Raw genomic sequence first — 26,716 nt, forward strand, 5'->3', positions numbered from 1 at the left:
GGAAGAGACACAGATGAATAACACAGAAACCTATCATCCTCTTTTAAAGGGAGGATATGAGTTACATGTACATAGTTCACCTAGTATTTTTCCAAGAAAACAAACAGACTGGGAACTAGTAGAAGAAGCAAGACGTGCAGGCATGAATGGTTTGGTTTTGAAGGCTCATGAAGGCTCTTCCTATGACCGGGCCTATTTAATCCGCGAAAAATATCCGGAAATGGACGTGTATGGGGGTCTTGTTTGTAATATTTTTACCGGCGGATTGTCTCCGCATGCAGTCGATATGGCTCTGCAAATGGGAGCTAAAGTCGTTTGGATGCCAACTATATCAGCTGCTCAGCATCAAAAGTATTTTGCACATCACCAAAAAGATCGTTTCTTTAACAGTAAGAAGTCATTAGATTATTCGGAATCTGTTTTGCGTGTGATGGACGATAGTAATAACATTAAAGAAGAGGTAAAAAAGATTGTTTCCTTAATAGCGGAATATGACGCAGTACTCGCTACTGGTCATCTAGCACCTAATGAAGTAGGGCCGCTCGTGGCTGAAGCGAAAAAAGCAGGGGTAACTCGTATTCTTATTCAGCATGCAGACCTTGGTATTGCTCAAATACCGCTTGAGATGCAGCTGGAGCTCGTACGCGAAGGTTGTATCATTGAAAAATGTTATCTAGCATGCAGCGAAGATTTTAATAATCTATCAGCAAAAGAAATGGCGAACTCTATTAAATATCTAGGAAGCTCAAATTGTGTGTTAGTCACAGATTATGGACAAGAACATAACGTTACACCAATAAAAGGGCTGAGCAGATTTATTACAGAACTGGTTTCATATGGTGTGACAGAACAAGAAATCACAAGCATGATTAAGGATAATCCAAAATCCTTATTAAAATAGGCCCTTTTTAGAAAGAAGGTTTATGATGAAGGAATGGATAAATGAACTCAAGAGTTTTTTTTCTGCCAATCAAGTGCTCACAGAACTAGCAGATCGATACAGCTACAGTTTTGATGGCTCATTTGGAGAATATCTTCCCGAAGCTGTAGTGCAGGTCAAGACAAAAGAAGAGGTTGTCCACGTCATGAAAATAGCTAACCAGTATAAAGTACCGGTCACTCCCAGGGGGCAGGGAACATGTTTAAGCGGCGGACCTCTTCCGGTTAAGGGCGGTATAGTGCTGGATACTTCACAATGGCCGGCAAGGATTGACGTAACTCCGGATGACTTGATTGCAGTGGTGTCTCCAGGGGTGTTAACGGCATCTATTAATCAAGAAATAGAAAAGTACGGACTTATGTACCCGCCTGATCCAAGCAGCGCTCATGTCTCAACGATCGGAGGCAATCTCGCTGAAAATTCAGGCGGCCCGCGCGGCCTGAAATATGGAGTAACAAAAGATTATGTTATTGGCTTAGAGCTGGTTACACCAGAAGGAGAAATGATAAAAACTGGCGGAAGGACAATTAAAAACGTAACAGGTTTTGACCTGACCAAGCTTGTGATTGGATCAGAAGGGACGCTTGGGATTATTACCGAAGCTACATTAAAGCTCGTTCCAAAGCCGCCAGCCGTTCAAACGTTAATGGCGGTTTTTGATGAAGTAGAGCTTTCTGGAAGAGCGATTTCGAAGACCCTAACCTCTGGTATTCTTCCTTCTAAAATGGAATTTATGGATCAAGCCTCAGTACAAGCAGTGGAAAATTACAAGCCGTCTGGTCTTCCTGTTGAAGCTGCAGCTTTATTAATGATTGAACTTGACGGACACCCAGAAGCGATAAAAGCAGAAGCCAATCAGGTGGAGAAAATAATGAAAGAACTTGGGGCAAAAGATATTGTGGTGCCAAAAAATGAAGAGGAATCAGCAAAAATATGGCAGGCAAGAAAACAGGTTTCACCAGCTATTGCTAAAATAAAACCAACAAAAGTTTCGGAAGATGCCACCGTCCCGCGCAGCAAAATTGCAGAAATGATGGAAAGACTACAGGCAATAAAAGAAAAATATGACATAGAGCTCGTAGTATTCGGCCATGCCGGAGACGGGAATTTACATCCCAACATCATGTGTGATAAACGTGATGAAGACGAAATGATAAGAGTCGAACAAGCTGTTGGAGAGATTTTTCAGGCAGCGGTTGAACTTGGCGGTACTTTGTCTGGGGAGCATGGTATTGGCACAATGAAAGCTCCTTTTATGGAACAAGAACTTGGCTCAGCAGGACTTGATATGATGAAGAGAATTAAAGACAGCTGGGACCCAAAAGGCATTATGAACCCAGGAAAAATGTTCCCGGAGCGTGACCAGAAGTTGGTGTTGCGACATGAATGATTTAAAAACTCTTCAAGAAAAATTGCAATACGATAAAACCTTCGATTGTGTACAATGTGGCTATTGTCTGCCTGCTTGTCCAACCTATGAAACGATGGAAAAAGAAACCCATTCACCTAGAGGGCGGATTAATCTGGTAAAAATGGCAGCTGAAGGAAAAGCTTCTCTAGAAGATTTAGAAGAACCAATTGAAAAGTGTTTAGGATGTATGGCTTGCACCACTGTTTGTCCAACAAATGTGCAGTACGGAGCTATTTTAGAAGGTGCAAAAGAAACGTTGGAGGACAATAAAGAAAAGTCACAGGGGAGAAAGAAAACAGAGGAGTTTTTGTTTGGTTCTTTTTTTCCTTCTTCTAAATGGATGAATCGGCTCGGAAATGCCACCTGGCTTTACCAGGCTACAGGAATGCAAAAAGTCGCCCGTTCTTTGCGTTTGACTGCGATGGCTCCCTTGCATCTGGGGGAATTTGAAAAAGTTCTGCCAGCACAGCCGTCTCCTTCACAAAGAAAAAAGCGGCTGAAACGTATACATCCAGAAGGAGCACCTGCCGCAAAGATTGCCTTTTTTACTGGGTGTGTCATGGACAGCATCTTTTTTGATATCAATCAACAAACGATAGAGTTAATGAGGCTTTCAGGGGCGGAAGTCATTTTGCCAGAGAATCAAACGTGCTGCGGTGCCTTGCATGCTCATTCGGGCAAAGTCGGATTATCGAAAGAGCTTGCAATGGAAAACATTGCCGCCTTTGAAGAAGAAAAAGTGGACTATATTGTGAACAACGCTGGCGGATGCGGAGCACGTTTAATAGAATATGACCACTTATTTGAGAAAGGAACAGAGTGGCACCAGCGGGCAAAAGCTTTTACTGAAAAAATAAAAGACATATCTGAAGTCCTTGTTGAGCTGGATGGGTTAGAGTTTTCTGCCCCTGTAGAAAAATTAGTAACCTATCAACCATCCTGTCATATGACAAACGTGCAGCGAGTGACCAGGCAGCCTCGTCAATTAATAGAACAGGTGCCGGGGGTTAAGCTGCGTGAAATGAACAATCCGGATTTCTGCTGCGGGTCGGCTGGTATCTATAATATTATAAATTACGAAGATTCAATGGATATTTTAGATAAAAAAATGGAAGATGTGAATAATGTAAATCCTCAAGTAATTGTTACTACAAACCCTGGTTGTTTGCTGCAGATGAAAGCCGGGGTGGAGCGGGAAGGAAAACACAGCAAAGCAGAGGCTGTTCACCTGGTTGAGGTGTTAATGGAGGCTTCACCAAAACCAAAGAAATTATAACCGATACACAGTAAAATTTGAAAACGGTTTGACAACGCTTACAAAATCTAGTAATCTATTACCAGGTTAATAAATCGTGATGGAGATTAGGAGATCCACGCCAGATTTTAGGCTGTGCTCAATGGACGCATTGAGGGACATGTGCCTAGAAGGAACTGGCGTGGTTTTTTTTTACATTTCAGGCCTCAAGTTGTCTGTCGATCTAACTGTTTTAATCAAAAAACTATTCATGAGGAGGGCTCTTTATGTCGCCGTTTATTGGTGAATTGATTGGAACCATGATTCTAATCATCTTCGGAGGCGGAGTGGTTGCTGGCGTTGTGTTAAAAGGTTCCAAAGCTGAAGATGCCGGATGGGGAGTTATAACAATAGGCTGGGGTCTTGCCGTTACAATGGGAGTATATGCTGTTGGGAACTTTAGCGGGGCGCACATTAATCCAGCCGTTACCCTTGGTTTAGCAGCCTCTGGTGATTTTCCTTGGGCCGATGTGCCTTATTACATTACCGCTCAAATGATAGGAGCTTTTATCGGTGCATGTATTGTCTTTTTCCATTACCTGGCTCAATGGAGAAAAACAGAAGATCCAGGTGCAAAATTAGCAGTATTCTCCACAGATCCAGCTGTGAGAAGTTATTCAGCCAATCTTGTTAGTGAAATTATTGGTACATTTATTTTAGTCCTTGGATTAGCTTTTATAGGAGCCAATGAATTTACAGAAGGGCTGAATCCGCTAATTGTCGGCCTGCTGATTGTAGCAATTGGTATGTCTCTTGGAGGCACCACTGGATATGCAATTAATCCGGCCCGGGATTTTGGGCCGAGAATTGCTCATTTTTGTCTGCCTATTCCCGGAAAAGGTACGTCAGATTGGAAATATGCCTGGGTTCCAATTGTCGGCCCGGTTATAGGCGGAATATATGGGGGTATATTTCATAAAGCCGTCTTTTTAGGAGAGGTGGCTCCATTGTTCTGGCCAATGACTGTCATTATTTGTCTTATCTTCATTTATGCTCAAATTCAAAACGCACGAGAGTATAATGAAGCTAATACATTAAACGAGGACATCAAGGGCGAGAGGTCTGTGTAAATATTTAGTTTCTAAAACGTTAGGTGAGGTGGTTGAAGGTGGAAAAGTATATTATGGCTTTAGATCAAGGGACGACAAGCTCTCGGGCTATTTTGTTTAATAAGAATGGTGAAATTGTGAAAACGGCCCAAAAGGAATTTACACAGCATTTTCCTAAACCAGGCTGGGTAGAGCACGATGCCGGTGAGATTTGGGGAAGTATTTTAGCAGTTGTTGCAACAGCTCTTGCGGAAGCGGATATTAAACCGGAACAAATTGCAGGAATCGGGATCACCAATCAGCGCGAAACCACTGTAGTTTGGGACAAAAATACAGGAAAACCGGTATATAACGCGATTGTCTGGCAGTCAAGGCAGACTGCTGAGATTTGCGAGGAGTTAAAAAAACAAGGAAACAATAAAACGTTTAGAGAGAAAACGGGGCTTCTTATTGATGCTTATTTCTCTGGAACGAAAGTGAAATGGATTTTAGATAATGTGGAGGGTGCCCGTGAAAAAGCAGAGCGTGGAGAACTGCTCTTTGGCACTATAGATACATGGCTAATATGGAAGCTGTCTGGAGGAGAAGTCCACGTTACTGATTATTCTAATGCCTCTAGAACGTTGATGTATAACATACATGAATTGAAATGGGACGAAGAGCTATTAGACATTTTAGATGTCCCAAAAGCAATGCTTCCTGAAGTTCATCCTTCTTCTGCGGTTTATGCGAATACAGCGGGATATCACTTTTTTGGTGAAAACATTCCTATTGCAGGCGCAGCTGGTGATCAGCAGTCTGCATTATTCGGGCAGGCTTGTTTTGAAAAAGGAATGGCTAAAAACACCTACGGCACAGGCTGTTTCATGCTGATGAATACAGGCCAGGAAGCCATTGAATCAGAGCATGGACTGCTTACTACATTAGCCTGGGGCGTTGATGGAAAAGTTGAATATGCTCTTGAGGGCAGTATATTTGTGGCTGGATCAGCTATCCAATGGCTGCGCGACGGCCTAAGGCTGTTTCATGATGCCGCTGATTCTGAAAAATATGCAAAGCGGGTTTCTTCTACAGATGGAGCATATGTGGTCCCTGCGTTTGTAGGACTAGGGACGCCTTATTGGGATTCTGACGTGCGCGGTGCTGTCTTTGGGATTACCCGCGGTACAGAGAAAGAGCATTTTGTAAGGGCAACGCTTGAGTCATTAGCATACCAGACAAAAGATGTGCTGGATGCGATGATTGCTGATTCAAACATCGATTTAAAGACGCTTCGTGTCGATGGTGGCGCTGTCAAAAATAATTTTCTCATGCAATTTCAAGGAGATTTATTAAATGTGCCGGTTGAAAGGCCGGTAGTAAATGAAACGACTGCTCTGGGAGCTGCATATTTGGCCGGCCTGGCCGTTGGATACTGGAAGGATCGAGCGGAAATCGAAGCTCAGTGGAAAGTGGAAAAAACATTCACTCCAAAAATGGATGACGAACAGCGAAATGAATTGTATAATGGATGGAAGAAGGCAGTAAAAGCGGCTATGGCATTTAAGTAAGAGATCAAACAAGTTAATAGATGGTTGGAGACAAGGAGAAACCAGAAAACCCTTTCTGATTTGAGAAAGGGGTTTTCTGGTTTCTTTTTTTACATTTTACTATGCCTTTTACCGTAAAGGTTTGGCCAGCAAGCTACGCTTTTCAATATTAAGGGAGGAATATGAGAGATGAATAATTTTTCTAATAAACATCGGCAAAAGTTAACAGAACAATTAACATGTGAGGAATTTGACGTATTAGTAATCGGTGGAGGAATTACTGGGAGCGGAATTGCACTGGATGCTGCTACAAGAGGTATGAAAACAGCACTTGTTGAAATGCAGGACTTTGCAGCCGGCACTTCAAGTCGTTCCACTAAGCTCGTTCACGGAGGACTGAGATATTTAAAACAATTGGAAGTGAAAATGGTTGCTGAGGTAGGAAAAGAACGGGCGGTTGTTTATGAAAATGCTCCTCATGTAACCGTGCCGGAATGGATGATGCTTCCTTTCCATAAAAATGGTAATTTTGGTCCTCTTTCTACTTCAGTCGGACTTCGGGTATATGACTTTCTGGCAGGAGTAAAGCGAAGTGAACGTAGAAAAATGCTAAACAGAGAAGAAACATTAAATAGAGCGCCTTTGCTTAAAAAAGACGGTTTGCTTGGAAGCGGGTATTATGTCGAATACAGAACCGATGATGCTAGATTAACTATCGAAGCTGCAAAAGAAGCAGCCCGCAACGGCGCCGTGTTAATCAACTACACAAAAGTTACTGATTTTATATATGAAGGCAGTAAAGCTGTCGGTGTTACAGCCGAGGATCAATGGACCGGTAAGACTTATCAGATTAAAGCACGTAAAATCATTAATGCAGCGGGACCATGGGTGGATACTTTGCGTTCGAAAGATGGATCAAAACACGGAAAACACCTCCGATTAACAAAAGGAATCCATTTAGTATTTGATCAAAGCGTCTTCCCTCTCGACCAGGCAGTTTACTTTGATACACCGGACGACCGCATGGTATTTGCGATTCCAAGAGACGGAAAGACTTATGCAGGCACAACCGATACAGTATATGAAGGCGACCCTGCCCAGCCTAATATGACAGTAGAGGATAGACAATATGTATTAGATGCCGTTAATTATATGTTTCCGGATGTTAATATTTCATCAGGGGATGTAGAATCAAGCTGGGCAGGACTGCGGCCGCTGATTTATGAAGAAGGAAAGGATCCCTCAGAAATATCAAGAAAAGATGAAGTCTGGGAGCACAAGTCCGGTATCTTGACTATTGCTGGTGGAAAACTAACAGGCTATCGTAAAATGGCAGAAATAGTAGTCGATAAAGTATCTAAAAAGCTAAAAGAAGAACACAACATTATGTATCAGCCTTGCCAGACAAAACAATGGCCGCTTTCTGGAGGGGACGTAGGTGGATCGGAAAGCTTTAATCAATTTGTAAATGAAAAGGTACAAACAGGCATTCAGATTGGGCTTTCTGAGCAGGAAGCCGAAACATTAGCAAAAAGATATGGTTCTAATGTAGATGTCTTATTTGAATATGTGGAAAAAAGAAAACAAGAAGCTGATCATTCTTCTCTTCCCCCTTCTATTTATGCCCAAGTTATGTATGCTGTTGAAGAAGAAATGACCGGCACATTGACAGATTTTTTTATTAGAAGAACTGGAGCTTTGTTTTTTAATATTAATTGGGTGCACCAATGGAAAGAAGAAGTTCAAAAGTTAATGGGGGAGGAATTAGAATGGAGTGAAGAACAACACGAAAGGTATCGTACAGAATTGGAAGATGCTTTACTTGATGCAGTAAAACCAGTTAATGAAGAGAGGAAGGAGAATTTGACTTCATAGCGAAAATGAAAGAGAGGAGGAAATAGACATGCATTTTGGAGGCCAATCCATCCTTCCTGCAGCTCGTTCCATAAAGGAAGTAGAACGGCTTATGGAAAGTGAGTTCGAATACATTGTTTTGCTGCATACTCACATTGGCCAGCTTAACAGCCTGGTTAAAGAATTGAAACGCAATAATAAAAAAGTACTCTTGCATGCTGATATGGTGCAAGGGCTGAGAACTGATGAGTATGCTGCACAGTTTCTATCCCAATCGATCCGGCCGGCTGGTTTAATTTCCACTCGAAATAATGTTGTGGCAGCAGCAAAACAAGCTGGATTGTTAGCGATTCAACGTTTATTTTTGTTAGATTCTATGGCACTTGAAACAAGCTATCGGCTGATTCAAAAAAATAAACCAGATTATATTGAAGTTCTCCCTGGCATTTTACCAGCTCGTATTATAAATGAAGTGCAAAATGAAACAGGAGTCCCTCTGATCGCAGGCGGGCTTATACGGGATGAAGAAGATGTGAAAACAGCTTTTGAAGGAGGAGTAGTCAGTATTACAACCTCTCGCAGTGAATTGTGGAATGAAGGAAAACAATGAAAATCATAAGGTTGAATAGCGTAAGCTCCTGTTACGCTTTACAGAGAGCTTGCGTTTTTCTTTTTACTTTAAGAAAGTTAAACTAAAGTATAAGAAAAGCTAAGGATTCCAACGTACAGGACGTTCTATTGCCGCCATTGCTACAGGATGTGTGCGAATGTAGCAGAAGTTCAGTAACATTATCCGAACGTCATTTAAAACAGGACGCTTGCGCTTTTCTTATTGTTTGAAGAGGCAGGGCGGGAGGTATAAAAATAAAGAGAAGGAGGTTAGGATAACATGGAGTGCCGATAGATCATTTAAAAGTACTGGATATCCCCAAACCAGAACTATTACCTGGTCAAGTACTAGTGAAAGTTCATGCTGTAGGCCTTAACCCGGTTGATTATAAGTAAATCGAGAACTCTTTCCCTGAATGGGAATACCCTCACATTTCGGGGCTTGACGCAGCAGGAATAATTGAGGAGACAGGAGCTGGAGTATCGAATTGGAAGCCGGGAGATAAGGTATTTTTCACGGCAGACTTGCCCATTAGGGAGGATTTGCTGAATACACATTAGCATCTGAGAATGTGTTAGCACCTATGCCTGAAGGATGGAGCTTTACAGAAGCAGCTGCTTTACCAACCCCAGCATTACGCGTATCAAGCCCTGCACCGAAAGCTGACTATGAAAAAAGGACAGACAATTTTGATCAAAGCTGGCGCTGGTGCAGTTGGCGGGTTTGCTATTCAATTTGAAAGGCTTGCAGACTTTCATATTATAACGACCTGCTCACCGGGGAATAATGAACATGTTAAACAACTAGGTGCTCACAAAGTGATCGATTATAACACTCAGAATGTGGTGGAGGAAGTACACCGGTTACGAATGGCCGTGGCGTGGATATCGCAATGGATATGGTTGGTAAGAAAACTGCAACAGACGCGTTTGATTACCTTGCTTTCAATGGTCATTTGCTATGTGCAGTGGAGCTTACCGATTTTTCTTACTATGATCTAAAACACTAGTACCAATCATCCACGAAATTGCACTTGGATTCGTTTATCGTTCTGATGACAAAGAGCAGATTGCAGATTTAGGGTATATGGCTAAAGAAATTGGAAAACTGGCTGCTGCCAAAAAGATAAGCCCGATGGTAGAAGAAAAAAATTCCTTTAGAAAATGTACCTGAAGCATTGCACCGAATAAAAGAAGGTCATGTACGTGGAAATATTGTGGCTCACATTTATAGAAAAAATGTAAGCAAAAAAACTTAAACAATAAGGTGATACTATGACAAGGTATGATGAAACATTGTTTGAACAAGGCCATATTAGCAGCCATATTTTAAAAAATCGTTATATTGTGGCGCCCATGACCAGAGTAAGTTCAGAAGCAGATGGGACTCCAAATGACCGGGTACGTAAATACTATGAAAGGTTTGCTATTGGTGGTTTTTCAGCTGTTATAACGGAAGGGATCTACCCAGATACAGCCTACAGCCAGGGGTATGAATATCAAGCAGGACTAGCAACAGAAGAGCATAAAGAGGCATGGAAGCCGATTGTGGCAGACGTTCAAAAACATGGCGCTAAAATTATTGCTCAATTAATGCATGCTGGCGCTCAGTCTCAAGGTAATGATTATACCGATAAAACTGTAGGCCCTTCTCCGTTTCAGCCGCCTATAGACATGATTCCGGTTTACGGAGGAAAAGGCCCTTTCCCAGTGTCAGAAGAACTTTCTAAAGAAGGAATAGAAGAAATAAAAAAAGGGTTTGTACAGTCAGCAGTTTATGCAAAAGAGGCTGGATTTGACGGAGTAGAACTTCATGGAGCAAATGGATACCTTCTTGATCAGTTTTTATCAGAAACCATCAATGTTCGTAATGATGAGTACGGTGGCTCTGTTGAAAATAGGCTTCGCTTTTTATTAGAGCTGATTCGGGACGTTCGAAAAGCAGTAGGGGACAATATGATTTTAGGGATTCGTATTTCTCAGTTAAAAGCCACAAACCCAGATTTCCGGTGGTCAGGAGGAGAAAAAGACGCCGAAACTATTTTTACGGCGCTGGGGAATTCAAACATTGATTATATTCACTTATCTGATGATGACGCTACTACTCCTGGGTTTGGGGAAGGAACCATGACAATGAGTGAGGCAGCCAAAAAATTCACAGATGTGCCCGTGATTGCATGTGGAAGTCTCAGCAATCCAGAAAAGGCAGCCTCTGTACTGGAGAAAAAATCTGCTGATTTTGTCGCTGTTGCCAGACAGGCTCTAGCTAATCCAGACACTCCTAACCGAGTACGTAAAGGCATGGATTTAGATGATTTTGACAAAGAAAAAATAATGCTCCCCAAAGCCTATATTAAAGACTTTGAATTACAACAAGAGCTGGAAAGAGAAGATTAAAATGAAAAGCTTTGTCCATTGCGGACAAAGTTTTTTCTTGCCTAAATAATGTTATAATGGACAAACATTATAAAAAATGCTGCGTGAATCGGGAAATAAGTGAGGGGTCGGCATGGTTAAATCAGTAGATAGAGCATTGACGATTATCAAACTGGTCAGCACAAAAAAAGACGGGTACGGTGTTACGGAATTAGCCAGCCAGCTAGCATTAAATAAAAGCTCCATATTTCGTTTACTGTCTACATTAATGGAGCACGGATTTATTGAGCAGGATCCAGAAACAAAAAAGTATCGCTTAGGATATCAATATTTGGAGCTGAGCTCAAAGCTGCTTGATTCCATTGATATCCGTAAAGAAGCAGCACCTTATCTGAAGGAGCTTGAAGAATTAACGAATGAAGTCATTCATCTGGTTATTTATTCACAGAAAGAAGCCGTCTATATTGAAAAACTGGAAGGGAATGAAACCCTTCGTATGCATTCACAGGTTGGGAAAAGGGCACCGATGCACTGCACAAGCGCTGGTAAAACAATTTTAGCTTATTTACCAGAAGGCGAAGCTAGAGAAATTATTAAACAGAAAGGACTTCCTCCCCATACAGAGAATACAATAACGGAACCAGATAGATTAATGGACAACATAAAAGATATTAGATACAGGGGATATGGAATAGAAAGAGAAGAAAACGAAGTAGGTATTACATGTATTGCTGTTCCTATCTTTAATTTCCGGGGAGAAATTGCAGGAGCTATTAGTATTTCAGGCCCTTCCATTCGAATGGGCGAAGAAAGAATTAATGAATTAAAAGATAAATTTATGGAAATCGGAAATCGCGTTTCACGTCGGCTTGGTTTCGGCGGAACAAGCAGTGGAGAAGAAGTTTAACAGGACTTTTTTCTCCTTTTTTTATTGTTTTAAAAATGTCAGAACAATTGAAAAAGTAATAAGTCCATGATAAAATATAATAAATAGAAACGATGTTTCATAATAAGCAACATAAAGCAAAGAGAGAGGAGAATGAAAATGAGCAGTTATGTGACAACAGGCAACTTACAAGTAGCTTCCGAACTTTATGAATTTATTAATGAGGAAGCCATACCAGGCATAGGAGTATCAAGTGAAGATTTCTGGAAGGGTCTGGATCATATTATTCATGAATTGTCACCTGAAAATAAAGAATTGTTAAAAACACGAGAAGAAATTCAAGAAAAAATTCATAACTGGCATACAGAGAACAAAAATTCTTTTGATTTCAACAAGTACAAGAATTTTCTAAAGGAAATTAATTACTTGGAGCCAAAAGTTGAGGAATTTAAAGTGACCACCGAGAACGTAGATGATGAAATTGCAAGCCAGGCTGGTCCGCAGCTCGTGGTGCCGATGAGCAATGCAAGATATGCCTTGAACGCGGCAAATGCCAGATGGGGAAGCTTGTATGATGCTTTATACGGGACAGACGTAATTAGTCAAGAAGGCGGAGCAGAAAAGACAAGCGACTATAACCCGACTCGGGGTCAAAAAGTAATCGAATATGCGAAGAATTTTTTAGATGAGATTGTGCCTTTAGAGAAAGGGTCTCATAAAGAAGCAGTAAGTTATTCCGTAGACAATCGGACACTTCAAGTGACTTTAGAAAGCGGTACAGCTGCAGGGCTGAAAGAACCATCTAAATTTGCAGGTTATCAAGGAAGCACTGAAAAGCCTTCAGCCATTCTGATCAGAAATAATGACTTGCATTTTGAAATACAAATCGATCCGGATCATGCGATTGGAAAAACAGATCCGGCGGGCATAAAAGATATCTTATTTGAATCCGCTGTCACGTCGATTATGGATTGTGAGGATTCCGTGGCAGCAGTTGATGCAGAAGACAAGGTGCTCGTTTATCGAAACTGGCTCGGATTAATGAAAGGTGATCTCACAGAAACTTTCCAAAAAGGGACCAAAACTGTTACACGCTCTCTTAATCCGGATCGTACGTATGAATCGTCCAATGGAGAAGAACTGATTCTGCCTGGAAGAGCACATATGCTAATTCGAAATGTCGGTCATTTAATGACAATAGATGCTGTGTTAGATAAAAATGGAGAAGAAGTGCCAGAAGGTATTTTAGATGGAGTAATTACCAGCTTGATCGCAAAACATGACATTTTAGGAAATGGCAAATATAAAAACTCTGAGAAAGGCTCCGTTTATATTGTGAAACCGAAAATGCACGGTTCTAAAGAAGTAGCCTTTTCTAATAAATTATTTAATAAAATCGAAGACTTGCTAGGTCTTCAGCGCAACACATTAAAGATTGGTGTGATGGATGAGGAACGCAGAACTTCCTTGAACCTAAAAGCGTGTATTCGAGAAGTAAAAGAGAGAATTATATTCATTAACACCGGCTTCTTGGATCGTACGGGAGATGAAATTCACACTTCCATGGAAGCCGGCCCAATGATAAGGAAAGGTGAAATGAAAACATCAAAATGGCTGCAGTCCTATGAAAAATCAAATGTGTTTAAAGGTTTGGAATCCGGATTGCAAGGTCATGCACAAATTGGGAAAGGTATGTGGGCTATGCCTGATCTAATGGCAGATATGCTCGCACAAAAAGCAGGCCAACTAAAAGCCGGTGCCAATACTGCCTGGGTTCCTTCACCTACTGCGGCTACCTTGCATGCTCTTCATTATCACCAAGTAGATGTAAAAGATGTTCAAAAGCAATTGCTCGAAAGATCAGAAAATCTCGAAGATGAGATCCTGCAGATTCCAGTGGCTGAACAGCCAAATTGGAGTGCTGAAGAAATTCAGCAGGAACTGGATAATAATGCTCAAGGTATTTTAGGGTATGTTGTACGATGGGTAGAAATGGGCATCGGTTGTTCGAAAGTGCCGGACATTAATAACATTGGATTGATGGAAGACCGCGCAACTCTTCGTATTTCCAGCCAGCATATGGCAAACTGGCTCCATCAGGACATTTGCACAAAAGATCAAATCCTTGAAACGATGAAGCGGATGGCAAAAGTGGTAGATGAACAAAACAAGGGAGTGCCAGAATATAAACCAATGGCAGAGAATTACGATGAGTCTGTTGCCTTCCAGGCAGCGTGCGACTTAGTCTTTAAAGGTTATGACCAGCCGAGTGGCTACACAGAACCAATTCTTCATAAACGCCGTATTGAAGCAAAAAAGAAAATACCGGCACAGAAATAATGTTGTATTGAAAAAGCTGTCCCTCTTTTTTGAAGGGACAGTTTTTTTATACTCTTAGGGAAGTAAAAATTATTTTGGTGAACAGTATAAGTAAAACTACGGCTTTCGACGTACAGGACGTGGCGTTTATAAAAAGACGATAAAACGAGTTTTGCTAATCATTATAGTGATTTGCTAGCAGGAAAATTTATTTTAATGAAGAAAAAATATCTTTAAAAGGGTGTGGTGATAATTAATACCAATGGTTTCATATATGCTGCTGATATGACAAACCAATTGGCCGAAGAATTACCTGAAAAATTATGGGATAAGCCGTTAATTGCCGAGCTGGGTACAATTAGAAAATGGTTTATACACATGATTCGAGCCAGAGGCGTCTACACTAGTTCTCTTGTGACAGGTGAAGTAGAATTTCCCGGACATTTAGTGCCAGAAGATGCATCCATCATTCTTGAATTAAAACGAAGCACCGAAGAATTGTCTTGGGCATTTGCAGAAACAAAAAAACACCAAATTCTTATGTATCAGGAATATATAACACCGGAAGAATTGCTTCACATAGCCATTCAGCATGAAGGCATTCATCAGGGTCAATACTATATAGCGTTTCAACAAGCTGGGATTACTCTACCTGAAAAGTGGCGAAGAGATTGGAACATGTGAAAGTCTCGTTAAAAATAGTATCATTTTAAGTTATAGGGAAAGTCAAAGTCTATGCTTCATAAAGAAAAATGAATATTAATTTCTAAGTTTCTTATAGATGTTTCTACATTAATATTAAGAAGCTTTTTTTACATTGTAAAAAGATATAAACTATATCGGTAAACGTATATGATGTGCTAATGCCGCCGTTGCCGCAGGATTTTCAGCATATCCTTTAAAAGGCAAAAGGCCAATTTTTTTATACTTTAAGAAGTTTAACTTTTTTAAAGGAGTAAAGTATAAGTAAAACTAAGGCTTCTGCCATTTGGACTTGGTGGTAAGCCAAGTTTTTCTAAAATTACCGGTTGAAAACGATATCAAACATTGATACCATGAAAACACTTACATATTAGACATCAGATGACCTAATGACATTATGTGTTGTATAGTAAAGAAGGAGTGAGAAAAAATTGAGTACCGGAGTCTTGTCTTTATTAGCCATAATACCTATTTTAACAGTACTTTTTTTCCTTGTATTTCTGCGCTGGCCTGCAAAAAAGGCAATGCCGATTGCTTTTGTGGTCACCGTGATGGTTGCCTATTTTGTTTGGGGGGTGCCTGTAAATCAAATTGCCGGTGCTAGTATGCAAGGCATTACGACAGCGTTGGAAGTTCTCTTTATTGTGTTCGGAGCGATATTAATGCTGAACACATTGAAAGAAAGCGGTGCGATACAAACGATTCGTCAAGGCTTTACTGACATCAGCCCGGACCGAAGGATTCAAGCCATTATTATTTGCTGGTTATTCGGCTCTTTTATAGAAGGAGCTTCTGGATGGGGGACACCAGCCGCTATTATAGCTCCTTTGTTAGTAGCAGTTGGTTTTCCAGCGATGGGTGCTGTAATGGTAGCTTTAATAATTCAGTCGGCACCTGTCTCATACGGAGCGGTTGGAACACCGATATTAATTGGAGTACAGTCTGGTCTTGCAGGCTCTTCGGCCGTAGAAGAGACGGCAGTGTCGATGGGAATGACACTAGATCAATATGTTCGTATGATTGGCGGCGAAGTTGCCATTTTCCATGGGATTGTCGGTTTGTTAATTCCACTATTTATGGTAACCATGCTGACGTTTTTCTTTGGAGAAAATCGGTCCATTAAAGAAGGGCTGGCAGTTTGGAAGTTTGCTTTATTTGCAGGGCTTTCATTTACGATTCCTTTCGCCTTGGTTGCTAATTTACTAGGACCTGAGTTTCCAGCGATGTTCGGAGGATTGATAGGACTTGCAATTGTCGTACCTGCAGCCAAAAAAGGTTTGTTTATGCCTAAGAAAGAGTGGGATTTTGCCGCACCTTCGACGTGGGACCCTGCCTGGACTGGAAACCTCAATATTGAACCGGTGCAAACTTTGCAGCCTGTATCTCCAGTAAAAGCTTGGATTCCATATATCATTGTAGGTGTTCTGCTCGTTATCACACGTTTGAATTCGCTTCCATTTGGAGGGTGGCTCAAAGCGTTTGTCATAAAAGCGGAAAATGTATTTGGCAGCTCGATTTCTATTGAAAGTACCCCTTTATTTTTACCCGGGTTTATATTGTTAATAGTTTCTGTGCTGTCTGCGTTTTTATATAAAATGAATCGTTCGACATACGGAAATGCTTGGAAAGAGTCAGGGAAAACCATTTTAGCCGCGTCGCCGGCATTGCTTTTTTCCGTGCCGATGGTCCAAGTATTTATAAATTCAGACATCAATAGTTCCGGGGTTGAAAGCATGCCTCTTGTACTTGCAGAAAGTGTTTCGGGGATTGCAGGAAGTAATTGGCCTGCAGTAGCACCGGCAATTGGAGCATTAGGTGCTTTTGTAGCAGGAAGTAATACGATCAGTAATATGATGTTTTCTCTCTTTCAATTTGGAACAGCTCAAAATGTAGGAATTAACCCATCCATTGTCGTTGCCCTCCAAGCTGTTGGAGGTGCAGCGGGAAATATGATATGCGTTCATAATGTGGTTGCAGCTTCTGCTGCTGCAGGCCTAATCGGAAAAGAAGGAGAACTTATTAGAAAGACATTAATACCAACCGCTTATTATGTGTTCTTCGCAGGAGGAGCAGGCTATATTTTTATTCATGGTTTCGGATTAAATATAGGAACAGTTATGGTAGCCGTCATCGCTGGATTGTTTCTATACGCTTGTTATCAAGGACAGCTTCAAAGCAAAGCAGAACAACAGTTTTATAAATGGAACCGCAGTGCCTAAGGAGGCGAATGAATAAATGAAAGTGTCACTATTTATCACGTGTCTTGGTGATGTATTTTATCCAGGAGTTGGAAAAGATGTGGTAGAGCTTTTAGAAAGGCATGGTTGTGAAATAGATTTTCCGGAAAACCAAACTTGCTGCGGACAGCCGGCATACAACAGCGGCTATCACAAAGATACAAAAAAAGCCGCAAAGCATATGATTAAAACGTTTGAACACGCCAATGCAGTTGTTACTCCATCTGGTTCATGCGCAGCTATGTTTAAGGAATATCCAGAATTGCTGAAGGATGAACCAAAATGGAAGGAAAGAGCAGTTGCCCTCTCAGAAAAAACGTACGAATTGACTCAGTTTTTATACAGAGTGCTTCATGTCACGGATACAGGAGCGGTTTTAGAAGCAAAAGCTACTTATCACACATCTTGTCACATGACGCGGCTGCTAGGAGAAAAAGAAGCGCCTTTTCAACTTCTTTCAAATGTTAAAGGACTTCAATTAAAAGATCTTCCAAACAAACAAAACTGCTGTGGTTTTGGCGGAACATTTGCGGTCAAAATGACATCGATCTCCGAGCAGATGGTAGATGAAAAAGTAGACCATATTGAAGAAACGGAAGCTGACATTTTAATAGGGGCAGACAGCGGCTGCTTAATGAATATTGGCGGACGTATCAACCGAAAAAATAAACCAATTAAAGTGATGCACATTGCACAGGTGCTAAACAGCAGGAAAGCCTAGAAGGAGGAATCGGCTATGCCTATGAAAATTGGGGAACGCTCGTTTGAAAGCCGAGTGAATAAAGGACTTGGCGATTCTCACATGAGAGAAACCGTCCGAGAAGCTCAAGGCAGGCTTCATACAAATAAAGCAAAAGCAGAGGAAGACCTGGGACAGTGGGAAGAATGGAGAACTCTTTCAGAAGAAATTCGTTCACATACCCTCGAAAATCTTGATTTTTATTTAGAACAGCTAAGTGAGAATGTATTAAAAAATGGCGGTAATGTATTCTTTGCTCAAACAGCAGAAGAAGCCAATGAATATGTGAAAGAAGTGGCGGCAAAAAAAGAAGCAAAGAAAATTATTAAGTCTAAATCCATGGTTACAGAAGAAATAAGTATGAACGAAGCATTAGAAAATGCGGGATGCGAAGTAATTGAATCGGACTTAGGAGAATATATACTTCAAATTGATGATCATGACCCGCCTTCTCACATCGTCGCCCCAGCTCTTCATAAAAATAAAGAACAAATACGTGAAACGTTTGAACGGTTAAAAGGATACGATAAAACATCCAAGCCTGAGGAGTTGACGCAGTTTGCCCGCGAACAGCTCCGCCAGGAATTTCTAGAGGCAGATATTGGTATAACCGGCTGCAACTTTGCAGTTGCTGAATCTGGAAGTATATCTCTTGTAACGAATGAAGGAAATGCTCGTCTTGCTACAACAATACCAAAAACTCAAATAAGCGTAATGGGAATGGAGCGCATTGTCCCAACTTGGGAAGAGCTTGATATCTTGGTTAGCATGCTTTGCAGAAGCGCTGTCGGCCAGAAGCTGACAAGCTATGTAACTGGTCTTACCGGACCCAGGGAACAAGGCGACTTGGATGGGCCGGAAGAATTTCACCTCGTTATTGTAGATAACGGACGTTCCAATATACTCGGCACTGCTTTTCAATCAGCGCTCCATTGCATACGCTGTGCAGCATGTATCAATGTGTGCCCGGTATATCGTCATGTTGGCGGTCATTCTTACGGGTCCATTTATCCGGGACCAATCGGTGCTGTACTGTCTCCATTACTAGAAGGCTATGAAGATCATAAAGATTTACCATATGCCTCAAGCCTTTGTGCTGCCTGTACGGATGCTTGTCCGGTAAAAATACCTCTTCATGAACTGCTGATCGAACACCGAAAAGTAATTTCTGAAGAAGAAAAGAAAACATCACTTGGTGAAAATTATGCAATGAAAGGGTTTGGTTTAGCCGCAAGCTCTCCAGGTCTTTTTCAAATAGCTGCAAAAACGGCTCCTTTCATGCTATCACCATTTACCAAAGATGGAGTCATCAATAAAGGACCAGGACCGCTGGGTGGGTGGACCGAGGTACGAAGCTTTCCAGCCCCGGAAAAAGAGCGTTTCCGTGATTGGGTTAAAAACAGAAAGAAAGGGGATTCTTGATGAAGCAGGGAACTATTCAAAATAGAGAGTCCTTTTTAAATAATATTGCAGAAAAACTTGGAAGAGAACGGAGAACCTCAGGAGTAGAGCGGCCAGCATATCAAAAACAGCCTCAATGGGAAGTAATGGCTGATTATACAACTGACCAGCTTGTAGATGTGCTGAAAGAGCAATGTACTGCGATTTACACGGACGTAAGGGAAACAAATATGAATGATCTGCCTGCTGTAATTGATAGTGTCATGAAAGAGTACGGAGCTGAAAAAGCGTCGATATGGGACGATCCCCGCTTTGTAGAATTTGGACTGACCTCCTTTACAGAAAGACCGGATGTGAGCATATGGGGCTCGGCGCCGGATGAAGATGATATAAAAATCACCGAGCAGGCGGATGTTGGCATAACTTTTTCAGACTATACTTTGGCCGAGTCAGGGACTGTAGTTTTGATGAATGGTGGAGGTAAAGGGCAATCTGTCAGTTTACTTCCAACCCATTATATTGCTTTAATTCCACTTAGTACGATTGTGCCGCGGATGACTCAGGTGAGTAAAAAAATTCACCAAGAAGCTCAAGCCGGTAATCGAGTCCCATCTTGTATTAATTTTATTTCTGGACCAAGTAACAGTGCAGACATTGAACTGAATCTAGTCGTGGGAGTTCACGGCCCAGTAAGAGCTTGTTATATTTTAATAGATGACAGGTATTAGCGGAAATCAAAACCGATACTGTGATATAATGAAAGCTCAAAAGGTAATTGAAGGAGTACTCTGTATGAGCTTTAAACAAATCGAGTCAAAAAAAATCTCGGAAATTGTTCGGGAACAAATAGAAGAAATGATTAAACGAGGCGATGTGCAGCCTGGCGAAAAACTTGATTCTGTTGTACATCTTTCTGAGCAGTTTCAAGTGAGCAGATCAGCTGTACGTGAAGCATTAAGCGCTCTAAGAGCTGTTGGAATTGTAACAATAAAGCAAGGGGAAGGCACCTTTGTAAATAATTATGATTTCTCCGGAGTACTTGACCCAATGAAACCGGAAAGAATAATTTCGAAAAAAGAGATGCTAGAACTGTTTGAAATAAGAAAAATCATGGAAGTGGGAGCGGCAGAGCTTGCAGCAAAAAAAAGAACAGAAGAACATCTGTTAAGGATGGAGAATGCTTTGCAAGACATGCTGCATGCATCAGGAGAAGACAACGTCGGGGAAGCGTCAGATGTTGCTTTTCATTTAGCTATTGCTGAAGCCTCTGAAAATAATTTAATGCTCGATATGATGAATCAACTGTCAGATACTTTACGAAAAACGATGTTTGAAAGCAGGCGCGTCTGGCTATTTTCAGAAAAACAAACACTTGAACGTCTTTATAAAGAGCATGAACATATCTATACAGCTATCAAAGGAAAAGTTGCTGATCAGGCTAGAAAAGCAATGCTCACACATTTAACTAATGTGGAACAAACATTGATAAAAGGATTAGAAAGCTAAAAGGTGCTCGATAGAAGAGCATCTTTTTTACAATTTTAAGACAGTATTAAATGACTTGACGGCAAGCCAAGTTTGTCTGTCTATAGGGAGGAAGAATTAGTGGATATACAAATAATGGATGAAAAAGATTTAACAGCATGTGCGATTTTGTTTATGGATGTATTTAACCAGGCACCATGGAATGAAGATTGGACGCTCGGTAAGGCTGTCGAAAGGCTCACAGATCTTTTTTTTACACCAAAATTTTTCGGAATAGTCTGTTATTATGATTATAAGCTAATCGGATTTGCAGCCGGTAATCGCAAAGTGTCTTCTCAAGAAGAAATGTATTATTTAGCCGAATTTTGTGTAAGAAAAAAGAATCAAGGTACAGGAAATGGAACGATCCTGCTTAAAGCCCTTGAGGAGGAACTGATTACTAGAAAAATTAACAACTTGTATTTATTAACAGCTGCCAAAAGCGAGGCAGAAGTATTTTACCAAAGGAACGGGTATACAGTGAACAACAAAAGAGTGATCCTTAAGAAGAATTTATAAAAATGGTAGAACTCTTGGAAAAAAGGAAATAAAGGAGGATATGGAAGAGTTGGAAGTCGTTCGTATCGAATCAATGTAAGAATAGTGAATGGGAAAGAGTAGTAAAACACAGCCGTACAGAAGGGGTTTCGTTCTTTTAAAAGACTGGACTTAGAATACCGAAGTGGAAAAAATCATTTTGGCAGACAAGGAGAAGCTTTGTTTGGTGTGTATGACTCTGATGGCGCGCTGATTGGTCTTGGTGGTTTAAATAATGATCCGTATATGAAGAAACTAATGTGGGAAGGGTAAGAAGATTTTTTGTATCACCTACCTATCGAAGAAACGGGGTTGGTAGTCAGCTTCTTGCTGAAATTATCACTTTGCAAAAAAATATTATGATTGCTTTGTCGTTTTTGAAGATAGTCAAAGAGCAGAGCGTTTTTACGTATCGAAAGGATTTAGCGAAACAGAGCATTACCCATATTCTACTCATTTGATTAAGATATGAGAATAAGGGGCAATTGATAAAGTATTAAAGCCCCTAATTCTCATCTTCCTTTACTTTTGACAAATTTAAATGCTCTTGTAATTCCTGAGAGATAGATGTAAGTTTATCTTCGTTAGGTTTAAAATAATACGTTTTGTCGATTTCCGTTTCCTTACCCTCTATTGCAAGTTGTTTAATATGATGGCGGGCATTTTTATAGTTAGACTGCATATCCCATACTTCGCTAAATTGAATGTTCGTTTTAACATTTTTCTCTACAATTTCAAACACATCATCTATTTTAGTAATAGAGGAGAGGCTTGCGCCTTTTTCAATGACTGCTTCTAGAACTTGCTGTTGTCTTTCTTGACGGCCAAAGTCACCTCGAGGATCCTTATGGCGCATTCTGGCATATCCTAGTGCTTCTTCCCCGTTTAATTGCAGCGTGCCCTCAGGATAATGATGGTCTCTGAACGTAAAATCTAAATCGTTTTCTACTTCTACTCCTCCTAAGGCGTCTACGACGTTTGTAAAACTTTCCATGTTCACTTTCAACACATAATCTACAGGCACATCGAGTAAGTTTTCAACGGTACGTATTGTTGTTTCCGAACCTCCAAAGGAATAAGCATGGTTGATTTTATCTTTTTCTCCTTTACCTGCTATGTTTGTAAGGGTGTCACGAGGAATACTAATCATATTTATAGATTCGACTCTAGGGTTAACAGTCAATAAAATAAGGGAGTCTGTACGTCCTCCTCCATCATCAACCCCCATTAATAAAACGGAAATAGGATCTCCTGCTTTTAGGTCAACGGCAGCCGGGCGTTTATCTGATTGTTCCCAGTCAACATCATCGTTTATGTTGGCCAAGGTCGCTGATGTCATGTGTAAGAAGTAATTACCTATCCCTAAAATTATAACTGCTGCTAAGGTGAAGATAATAAGAAAAACTCTCTTTATCTTTACTGTATTCAATCTTTCTCACCTAAAATTTTTATTATTGGTATTAAGATTTAATGAAAAAAACATAACTATGCTGCCGGACCAATGTTATCTTGATAATTTCGTCCAGTACGATCTACTTTATTCCAATCTTTATTAAAAAAGTAAGCAACGCTTCCATATAGGACGAAGTACATTGTTACAAATCGGTAGACGAAAATGTCAAAGAAAATAGTTAATAGTAAGTAAATTTTTTCCTTCTTATAAAAAGTAAACCCATAATATTTTCCCATTCTTACTGCCATTAAGTTGTAAGCTAAACTAAAGAAAAAAATGTAACTTGCATAAAACAATATAAAAAAAGCATAAGAGGAAGGAGGGTTTATTACAGCATTGATAATTACAATAAAAGAAGTAATATAAGCAGCCATTGTACCTGCTAAAAAAGATTCAACCACGTAGAAAAAAGAAACAGCTTTAGAGATTAACGTTTTTCCAAAAAATGAACGGAAATGAAAAAGGCAGTCTATGAAGGCTTTTTGCCAGCGTACTCGTTGTTTGAATAGATCCTTCCAGGTTTCAGGAAGCTCCGTATAACCCACTGCTTCTGGCAAAAAGATTATTTTTTTGTTTTTTTGTTTAGATATGTATCGATGGATACTCAGCGTTATATCTATATCCTCTCCAATGGTTTTCCGATACCCGCCAGCATTTAATAAAGCTTCTTTTCGAAAGATTCCAAACGCTCCAGAAATAACGGCAAGAGAACGAAAGCGAGCCAGAGACACTTTATTAATGTAAAAAGCTTTTAAAAAGTCTAGTGTCTGCACACGGACAAGCATATTTGTACGCAATAGGGACAAATAATGTAAAGGTTTAGAGGTTTTGGTTTGAAGAACATGAACCATTCCCCCCGCAGCCACTATATCCTTATCTTCAAAAGTGTCATTCACTACAGATAAGGCTTCATCCGTTAAAATGGTATCTGCGTCCAAAGTGACGATTAAGTCTTTATTAGAGAATTCAATCCCAGCATTTAAGGCATCTGCTTTACCACCATTTTCTTTATCTAAGACAAAAATATGGGGATAAAGTTTGGATCGGTATAAACTATTTACTTTTTTATGAGATAGTTTTTTGAGTGGAGAAGTAGAATAGGGCTGCAAATCTAATAATTGATGCAATGAAGATAATGTTTGATCGGTTGAGCCGTCATTAACATAAATAACCTCAAATTCCGAATATGATAATGATTTCATACTGTTGATCGAAGTTTCAACGATATCCTGTTCATTGTAGCAGGGGACTAGAATACTAATTCCTTTTTTCTTTTCTAATCGTGTTCTTTTTCCTTCGTCCTGATCGCGAAACCAGGGCAGACAGTGCAGTAAATGAAGGGAAGGAAAAAAGATACACAGACAAAACAAAATAACCAAAAGGATTGTCACGCTGCTCCACTCCTTCCTCAACTTTTTTATCCAGCGAAAACATTTTTAACACACAAATGAAATGATTACATGAAAATGATTTTTTTGAAAGGGAAAGTGCCGAAAAACATGCCTAATACCCATACAACATGGAAAATAATGGGTATGAATAATGAGGTTGTACTACTAAAAACCGAATAATGCCTGCAAAAACACTGATAAGATTTTATTACCATAGTTTAAAAGATAGAAAATCAATGTCTGTATTGGCGGAGGGTGAAGGTTTTTTAGATAGCTTGTTGTTTCCAAAGGGCTTTCTGTAGTAGAGATTTATTACAAACATGACTTTTGGTTAATTTTTTGTAAATGACGTTCAATTGTATTTTTTTTGTGATAGGATGACAAGCGTTCAAAAAAATCTGTACGTGGTGGTGAGTAGATTTGCTGAAAATAATGATGTCATTAAGTTTATTATTGAACCTTCTTTCTTCAGGGGGAGCAATGCAGCCAGGGGAAGAAGATAACGACTCAGAGGTAGCATCCGAGAATTCCGAAGAAAATTACGGGGTAACTGCTTCTCACCCTCTTGCTGTTGAAGCGGGCATGGAAGTCCTTGAAAACGGGGGGAACGCAGCAGATGCAGCGGTGGCTGTTTCATATGCTCTTAATGTTGTTGAGCCATTCGGTTCTGGAATTGGGGGAGGAGGACAAGCATTACTTTTGCCGCCTGATGAAGAAGAGCCTATCGTTTATGACTATAAGGTATCAGCACCTTCAAAAGAGGATTGGAATGGGGATGTTACAGGAGTGCCAGGCTTTGTGAAGGGGATGGATACCATACATAAGGAACATGGTTCAGAATCTTTCGATGAATTAATATCCCCAGCTATTGAGCTGGCTGAAGATGGTTTTGAAGTGGATCCCGTTTTAGCTGAGCGCCTGGATGGAGCTAAGTCCAGACTCTCTGTTGATAAACTATCCCATTTATACCCGGATGGAGAGCCTATTGAATCAGGAGAAATCTTAAAACAATCAGATTTAGCTGAGACATTAAAGAAAATTCAAGCAGAAGGACCAAGCGCTTTTTATGAAGGGGAAATTGGTGAAAATTTTGCAGAAAAAGTTTCCAATGTCAAGGAGTCAGATTTAGAAGACTATGAGGTTACAGAACCAGCTCCGGTGAAGGGCGAACTGGACGAGGGAATGATTTATTCTGCAAGTCCTCCTCTCTCAGGAGTACCTTTTGTTCAATCGTTAAAATTAGCTGAATATATGAATATTGAAGAAACCAAAGACAATGTTAGTGAATTTGCTCATGTAATGTCAGAAATATCCAGGGTTACAAATAATGACAAAATAAATAAAGTGGGTGATCCTTCAAGCAATGATGATATGGATCAAGAAGAACTAGTAAGTGATGAACACATTGAAGATCTAGCTGAAAAAATTTCTGCTTTTGAGCCATCTGATGAAACGGCATCCGATGATGAAACGGCAGATGACGACCATACGGATACGACTCACTTTGTGGTTGTAGATAAAGATGGAATGATGGTATCAGCCACAAACACATTAAGTAACTTTTTCGGATCAGGTGATTATGTAGATGGCTACTTTATAAATAACGCTGACAAATATTTTAGTAAACTAAGTAATTCACCAAACAGCTACAAACCAGGTAAACGCTCCAGAAGCTCTACTGCACCAAGTATTTTTATGAATGAGGATAGAACCATTGGTATAGGAACCCCAGGTGGCGGAAGAATTCCAAGTGTGATGGCTCAAGTCTTGTCCAGACATTTTTATTTTGATGAGTCACTAGAAGAAGCAGTGGAGGCCTTGCGTTTTTATGGACGAGATGGAACTTTCTATGCAGAACCAGGTTTTTCTGAAGAAGTGCTTGATGATATGAAAGAGCGTGGCTATGGAATTAGAGTCAATCATCATACGATGTTCTTTGGTGGCATCCAGGCATTAGAAGTAAATCAAGAGGATGGCACTATAAACGGGATTGCAGATGAACGTCGCGGCGGTTCATGGGACTCAAGTAATAAAGAGGAAGAGTAAATAATTTTATGATGTATGAAATTGGTTGGGGTTGCATTTTTGCACCCCTTTCTTTCGCGATTAATAGGATAGTAGTAATTTTCATTTATAAGCTTGTAATTTACAATGAGGTCATTTATATTTTAAAACGTAATAATAACGATTAATATTAATCCGCAAATTATTGAGGATCAAAATCGAAAGGAGAATCGGCTTGCTTTACTTGATCCCGTTTTTTATTATTCTTTTACTCTCTTTTGGCATTTTAGAGTACCGTTTACATAACAAAAATATTAATGCAATTCCAGTACGTATTAATATCAACGGAATCCGCGGCAAATCCACAGTAACTAGATTAGTTACCGGGGTTCTCACGCAGGCGGGATACAAAACCGTCGGGAAAACGACCGGCACCCAGGCACGGATGCTCTATTGGTATG

Annotated in this window: 23 protein-coding genes and 1 pseudogene; 22 read left to right on the forward strand and 2 right to left on the reverse strand. The window is 40.3% G+C overall.

The window, feature by feature from the left end; genetic code table 11:
- The first annotated feature begins 13 nt into the window (after positions 1–13).
- The 20 genes from ACE1TI_RS09275 (at position 14) to ACE1TI_RS09370 (ending at position 21,868) form a co-directional block, all read left to right on the forward strand.
- Positions 14–901, forward strand: coding sequence for a DUF6282 family protein (locus tag ACE1TI_RS09275; RefSeq protein ID WP_375007299.1), 888 nt, complete (start codon positions 14–16; stop codon positions 899–901).
- A gap of 25 nt (positions 902–926) precedes the next feature.
- On the forward strand, positions 927–2,330 hold the full coding sequence (locus ACE1TI_RS09280) for an FAD-binding oxidoreductase (RefSeq protein ID WP_375007300.1): 1,404 nt from the start codon (positions 927–929) through the stop codon (positions 2,328–2,330).
- Positions 2,323–3,627 (forward strand): (Fe-S)-binding protein, encoded by a 1,305-nt coding sequence (locus ACE1TI_RS09285; RefSeq protein ID WP_375007301.1) that lies wholly within the window; start codon positions 2,323–2,325, stop codon positions 3,625–3,627. The genes ACE1TI_RS09280 and ACE1TI_RS09285 overlap by 8 nt, the downstream gene beginning before the upstream one ends.
- Before the next feature lie 245 nt (positions 3,628–3,872).
- Complete coding sequence (locus tag ACE1TI_RS09290; protein ID WP_375007302.1) at positions 3,873–4,715, forward strand: MIP/aquaporin family protein; 843 nt, start codon at positions 3,873–3,875, stop codon at positions 4,713–4,715.
- A gap of 38 nt (positions 4,716–4,753) precedes the next feature.
- Positions 4,754–6,244 (forward strand): glycerol kinase GlpK, encoded by a 1,491-nt coding sequence (glpK, locus tag ACE1TI_RS09295; RefSeq protein WP_375007303.1) that lies wholly within the window; start codon positions 4,754–4,756, stop codon positions 6,242–6,244.
- A 168-nt stretch (positions 6,245–6,412) separates the two neighbouring features.
- Positions 6,413–8,098 carry a glycerol-3-phosphate dehydrogenase/oxidase gene (locus tag ACE1TI_RS09300; protein WP_375007304.1) on the forward strand — a complete coding sequence of 562 codons (1,686 nt, stop codon included), beginning with the start codon at positions 6,413–6,415 and terminating at the stop codon, positions 8,096–8,098.
- 28 nt (positions 8,099–8,126) lie between these two features.
- Positions 8,127–8,687, forward strand: a complete 561-nt coding sequence (locus ACE1TI_RS09305; RefSeq protein WP_375007305.1) for a glycerol-3-phosphate responsive antiterminator — start codon at positions 8,127–8,129, stop codon at positions 8,685–8,687.
- A gap of 395 nt (positions 8,688–9,082) precedes the next feature.
- Positions 9,083–9,247 (forward strand): alcohol dehydrogenase catalytic domain-containing protein, encoded by a 165-nt coding sequence (locus ACE1TI_RS09310; protein ID WP_375007325.1) that lies wholly within the window; start codon positions 9,083–9,085, stop codon positions 9,245–9,247.
- Between the two features lie 108 nt (positions 9,248–9,355).
- Positions 9,356–9,688: a hypothetical protein gene (locus ACE1TI_RS09315; RefSeq protein ID WP_375007306.1), complete on the forward strand. Its 333-nt coding sequence runs from the start codon at positions 9,356–9,358 to the stop codon at positions 9,686–9,688.
- A 273-nt stretch (positions 9,689–9,961) separates the two neighbouring features.
- A complete protein-coding gene (locus tag ACE1TI_RS09320; RefSeq protein WP_375007307.1) occupies positions 9,962–11,083 on the forward strand; it encodes an oxidoreductase in 1,122 nt (373 codons plus the stop codon).
- Positions 11,084–11,195: 112 nt separating this feature from the next.
- Positions 11,196–11,969 (forward strand): IclR family transcriptional regulator, encoded by a 774-nt coding sequence (locus tag ACE1TI_RS09325; RefSeq protein ID WP_375007308.1) that lies wholly within the window; start codon positions 11,196–11,198, stop codon positions 11,967–11,969.
- 138 nt (positions 11,970–12,107) lie between these two features.
- Positions 12,108–14,288, forward strand: coding sequence for a malate synthase G (locus tag ACE1TI_RS09330; RefSeq protein WP_375007309.1), 2,181 nt, complete (start codon positions 12,108–12,110; stop codon positions 14,286–14,288).
- A gap of 225 nt (positions 14,289–14,513) precedes the next feature.
- The gene (locus ACE1TI_RS09335) at positions 14,514–14,951 is read left to right on the forward strand and encodes a DinB family protein (protein ID WP_375007310.1); all 438 of its coding nucleotides are present in this window, start codon (positions 14,514–14,516) and stop codon (positions 14,949–14,951) included.
- Between the two features lie 449 nt (positions 14,952–15,400).
- A complete protein-coding gene (locus ACE1TI_RS09340; protein WP_375007311.1) occupies positions 15,401–17,188 on the forward strand; it encodes an L-lactate permease in 1,788 nt (595 codons plus the stop codon).
- A 16-nt stretch (positions 17,189–17,204) separates the two neighbouring features.
- Entirely contained in the window at positions 17,205–17,927 is a 723-nt protein-coding gene (locus ACE1TI_RS09345) for a (Fe-S)-binding protein (RefSeq protein WP_375007312.1), read from the forward strand.
- A gap of 15 nt (positions 17,928–17,942) precedes the next feature.
- Entirely contained in the window at positions 17,943–19,367 is a 1,425-nt protein-coding gene (locus ACE1TI_RS09350) for a LutB/LldF family L-lactate oxidation iron-sulfur protein (protein WP_375007313.1), read from the forward strand.
- Positions 19,367–20,074, forward strand: a complete 708-nt coding sequence (locus tag ACE1TI_RS09355) for a LutC/YkgG family protein (RefSeq protein ID WP_375007314.1) — start codon at positions 19,367–19,369, stop codon at positions 20,072–20,074. Before ACE1TI_RS09350 ends, ACE1TI_RS09355 begins: the two co-directional genes overlap by 1 nt.
- 64 nt (positions 20,075–20,138) lie before the next feature.
- Positions 20,139–20,852 (forward strand): FadR/GntR family transcriptional regulator, encoded by a 714-nt coding sequence (locus ACE1TI_RS09360; protein WP_375007315.1) that lies wholly within the window; start codon positions 20,139–20,141, stop codon positions 20,850–20,852.
- A 99-nt stretch (positions 20,853–20,951) separates the two neighbouring features.
- A complete protein-coding gene (locus tag ACE1TI_RS09365) occupies positions 20,952–21,389 on the forward strand; it encodes a GNAT family N-acetyltransferase (protein WP_375007316.1) in 438 nt (145 codons plus the stop codon).
- A 278-nt stretch (positions 21,390–21,667) separates the two neighbouring features.
- Positions 21,668–21,868: a GNAT family N-acetyltransferase gene (locus tag ACE1TI_RS09370; protein WP_375007317.1), complete on the forward strand. Its 201-nt coding sequence runs from the start codon at positions 21,668–21,670 to the stop codon at positions 21,866–21,868.
- Positions 21,869–21,912: 44 nt separating this feature from the next.
- On the opposite strand, the gene ACE1TI_RS09375 is transcribed toward ACE1TI_RS09370, so the two are convergent.
- Both ACE1TI_RS09375 and ACE1TI_RS09380 read right to left on the reverse strand, forming a co-directional pair.
- Positions 21,913–22,836 (reverse strand): LCP family glycopolymer transferase, encoded by a 924-nt coding sequence (locus ACE1TI_RS09375; RefSeq protein ID WP_375007318.1) that lies wholly within the window; start codon positions 22,834–22,836, stop codon positions 21,913–21,915.
- A gap of 56 nt (positions 22,837–22,892) precedes the next feature.
- A complete protein-coding gene (locus tag ACE1TI_RS09380; protein WP_375007319.1) occupies positions 22,893–24,251 on the reverse strand; it encodes a glycosyltransferase family 2 protein in 1,359 nt (452 codons plus the stop codon).
- Between the two features lie 420 nt (positions 24,252–24,671).
- Between ACE1TI_RS09380 and ACE1TI_RS09385 the strand changes: the two genes are divergently transcribed.
- Both ACE1TI_RS09385 and ACE1TI_RS09390 read left to right on the forward strand, forming a co-directional pair.
- Positions 24,672–26,297, forward strand: coding sequence for a gamma-glutamyltransferase family protein (locus ACE1TI_RS09385; protein ID WP_375007320.1), 1,626 nt, complete (start codon positions 24,672–24,674; stop codon positions 26,295–26,297).
- A gap of 202 nt (positions 26,298–26,499) precedes the next feature.
- A pseudogene (locus ACE1TI_RS09390) lies at positions 26,500–26,716 on the forward strand (poly-gamma-glutamate synthase PgsB); the annotation flags it as partial.

The sequence above is a fragment of the Alteribacillus sp. JSM 102045 genome, assembly GCF_041949975.1.
Taxonomy (GTDB): Bacteria; Bacillota; Bacilli; order Bacillales; family Marinococcaceae; genus Alteribacillus.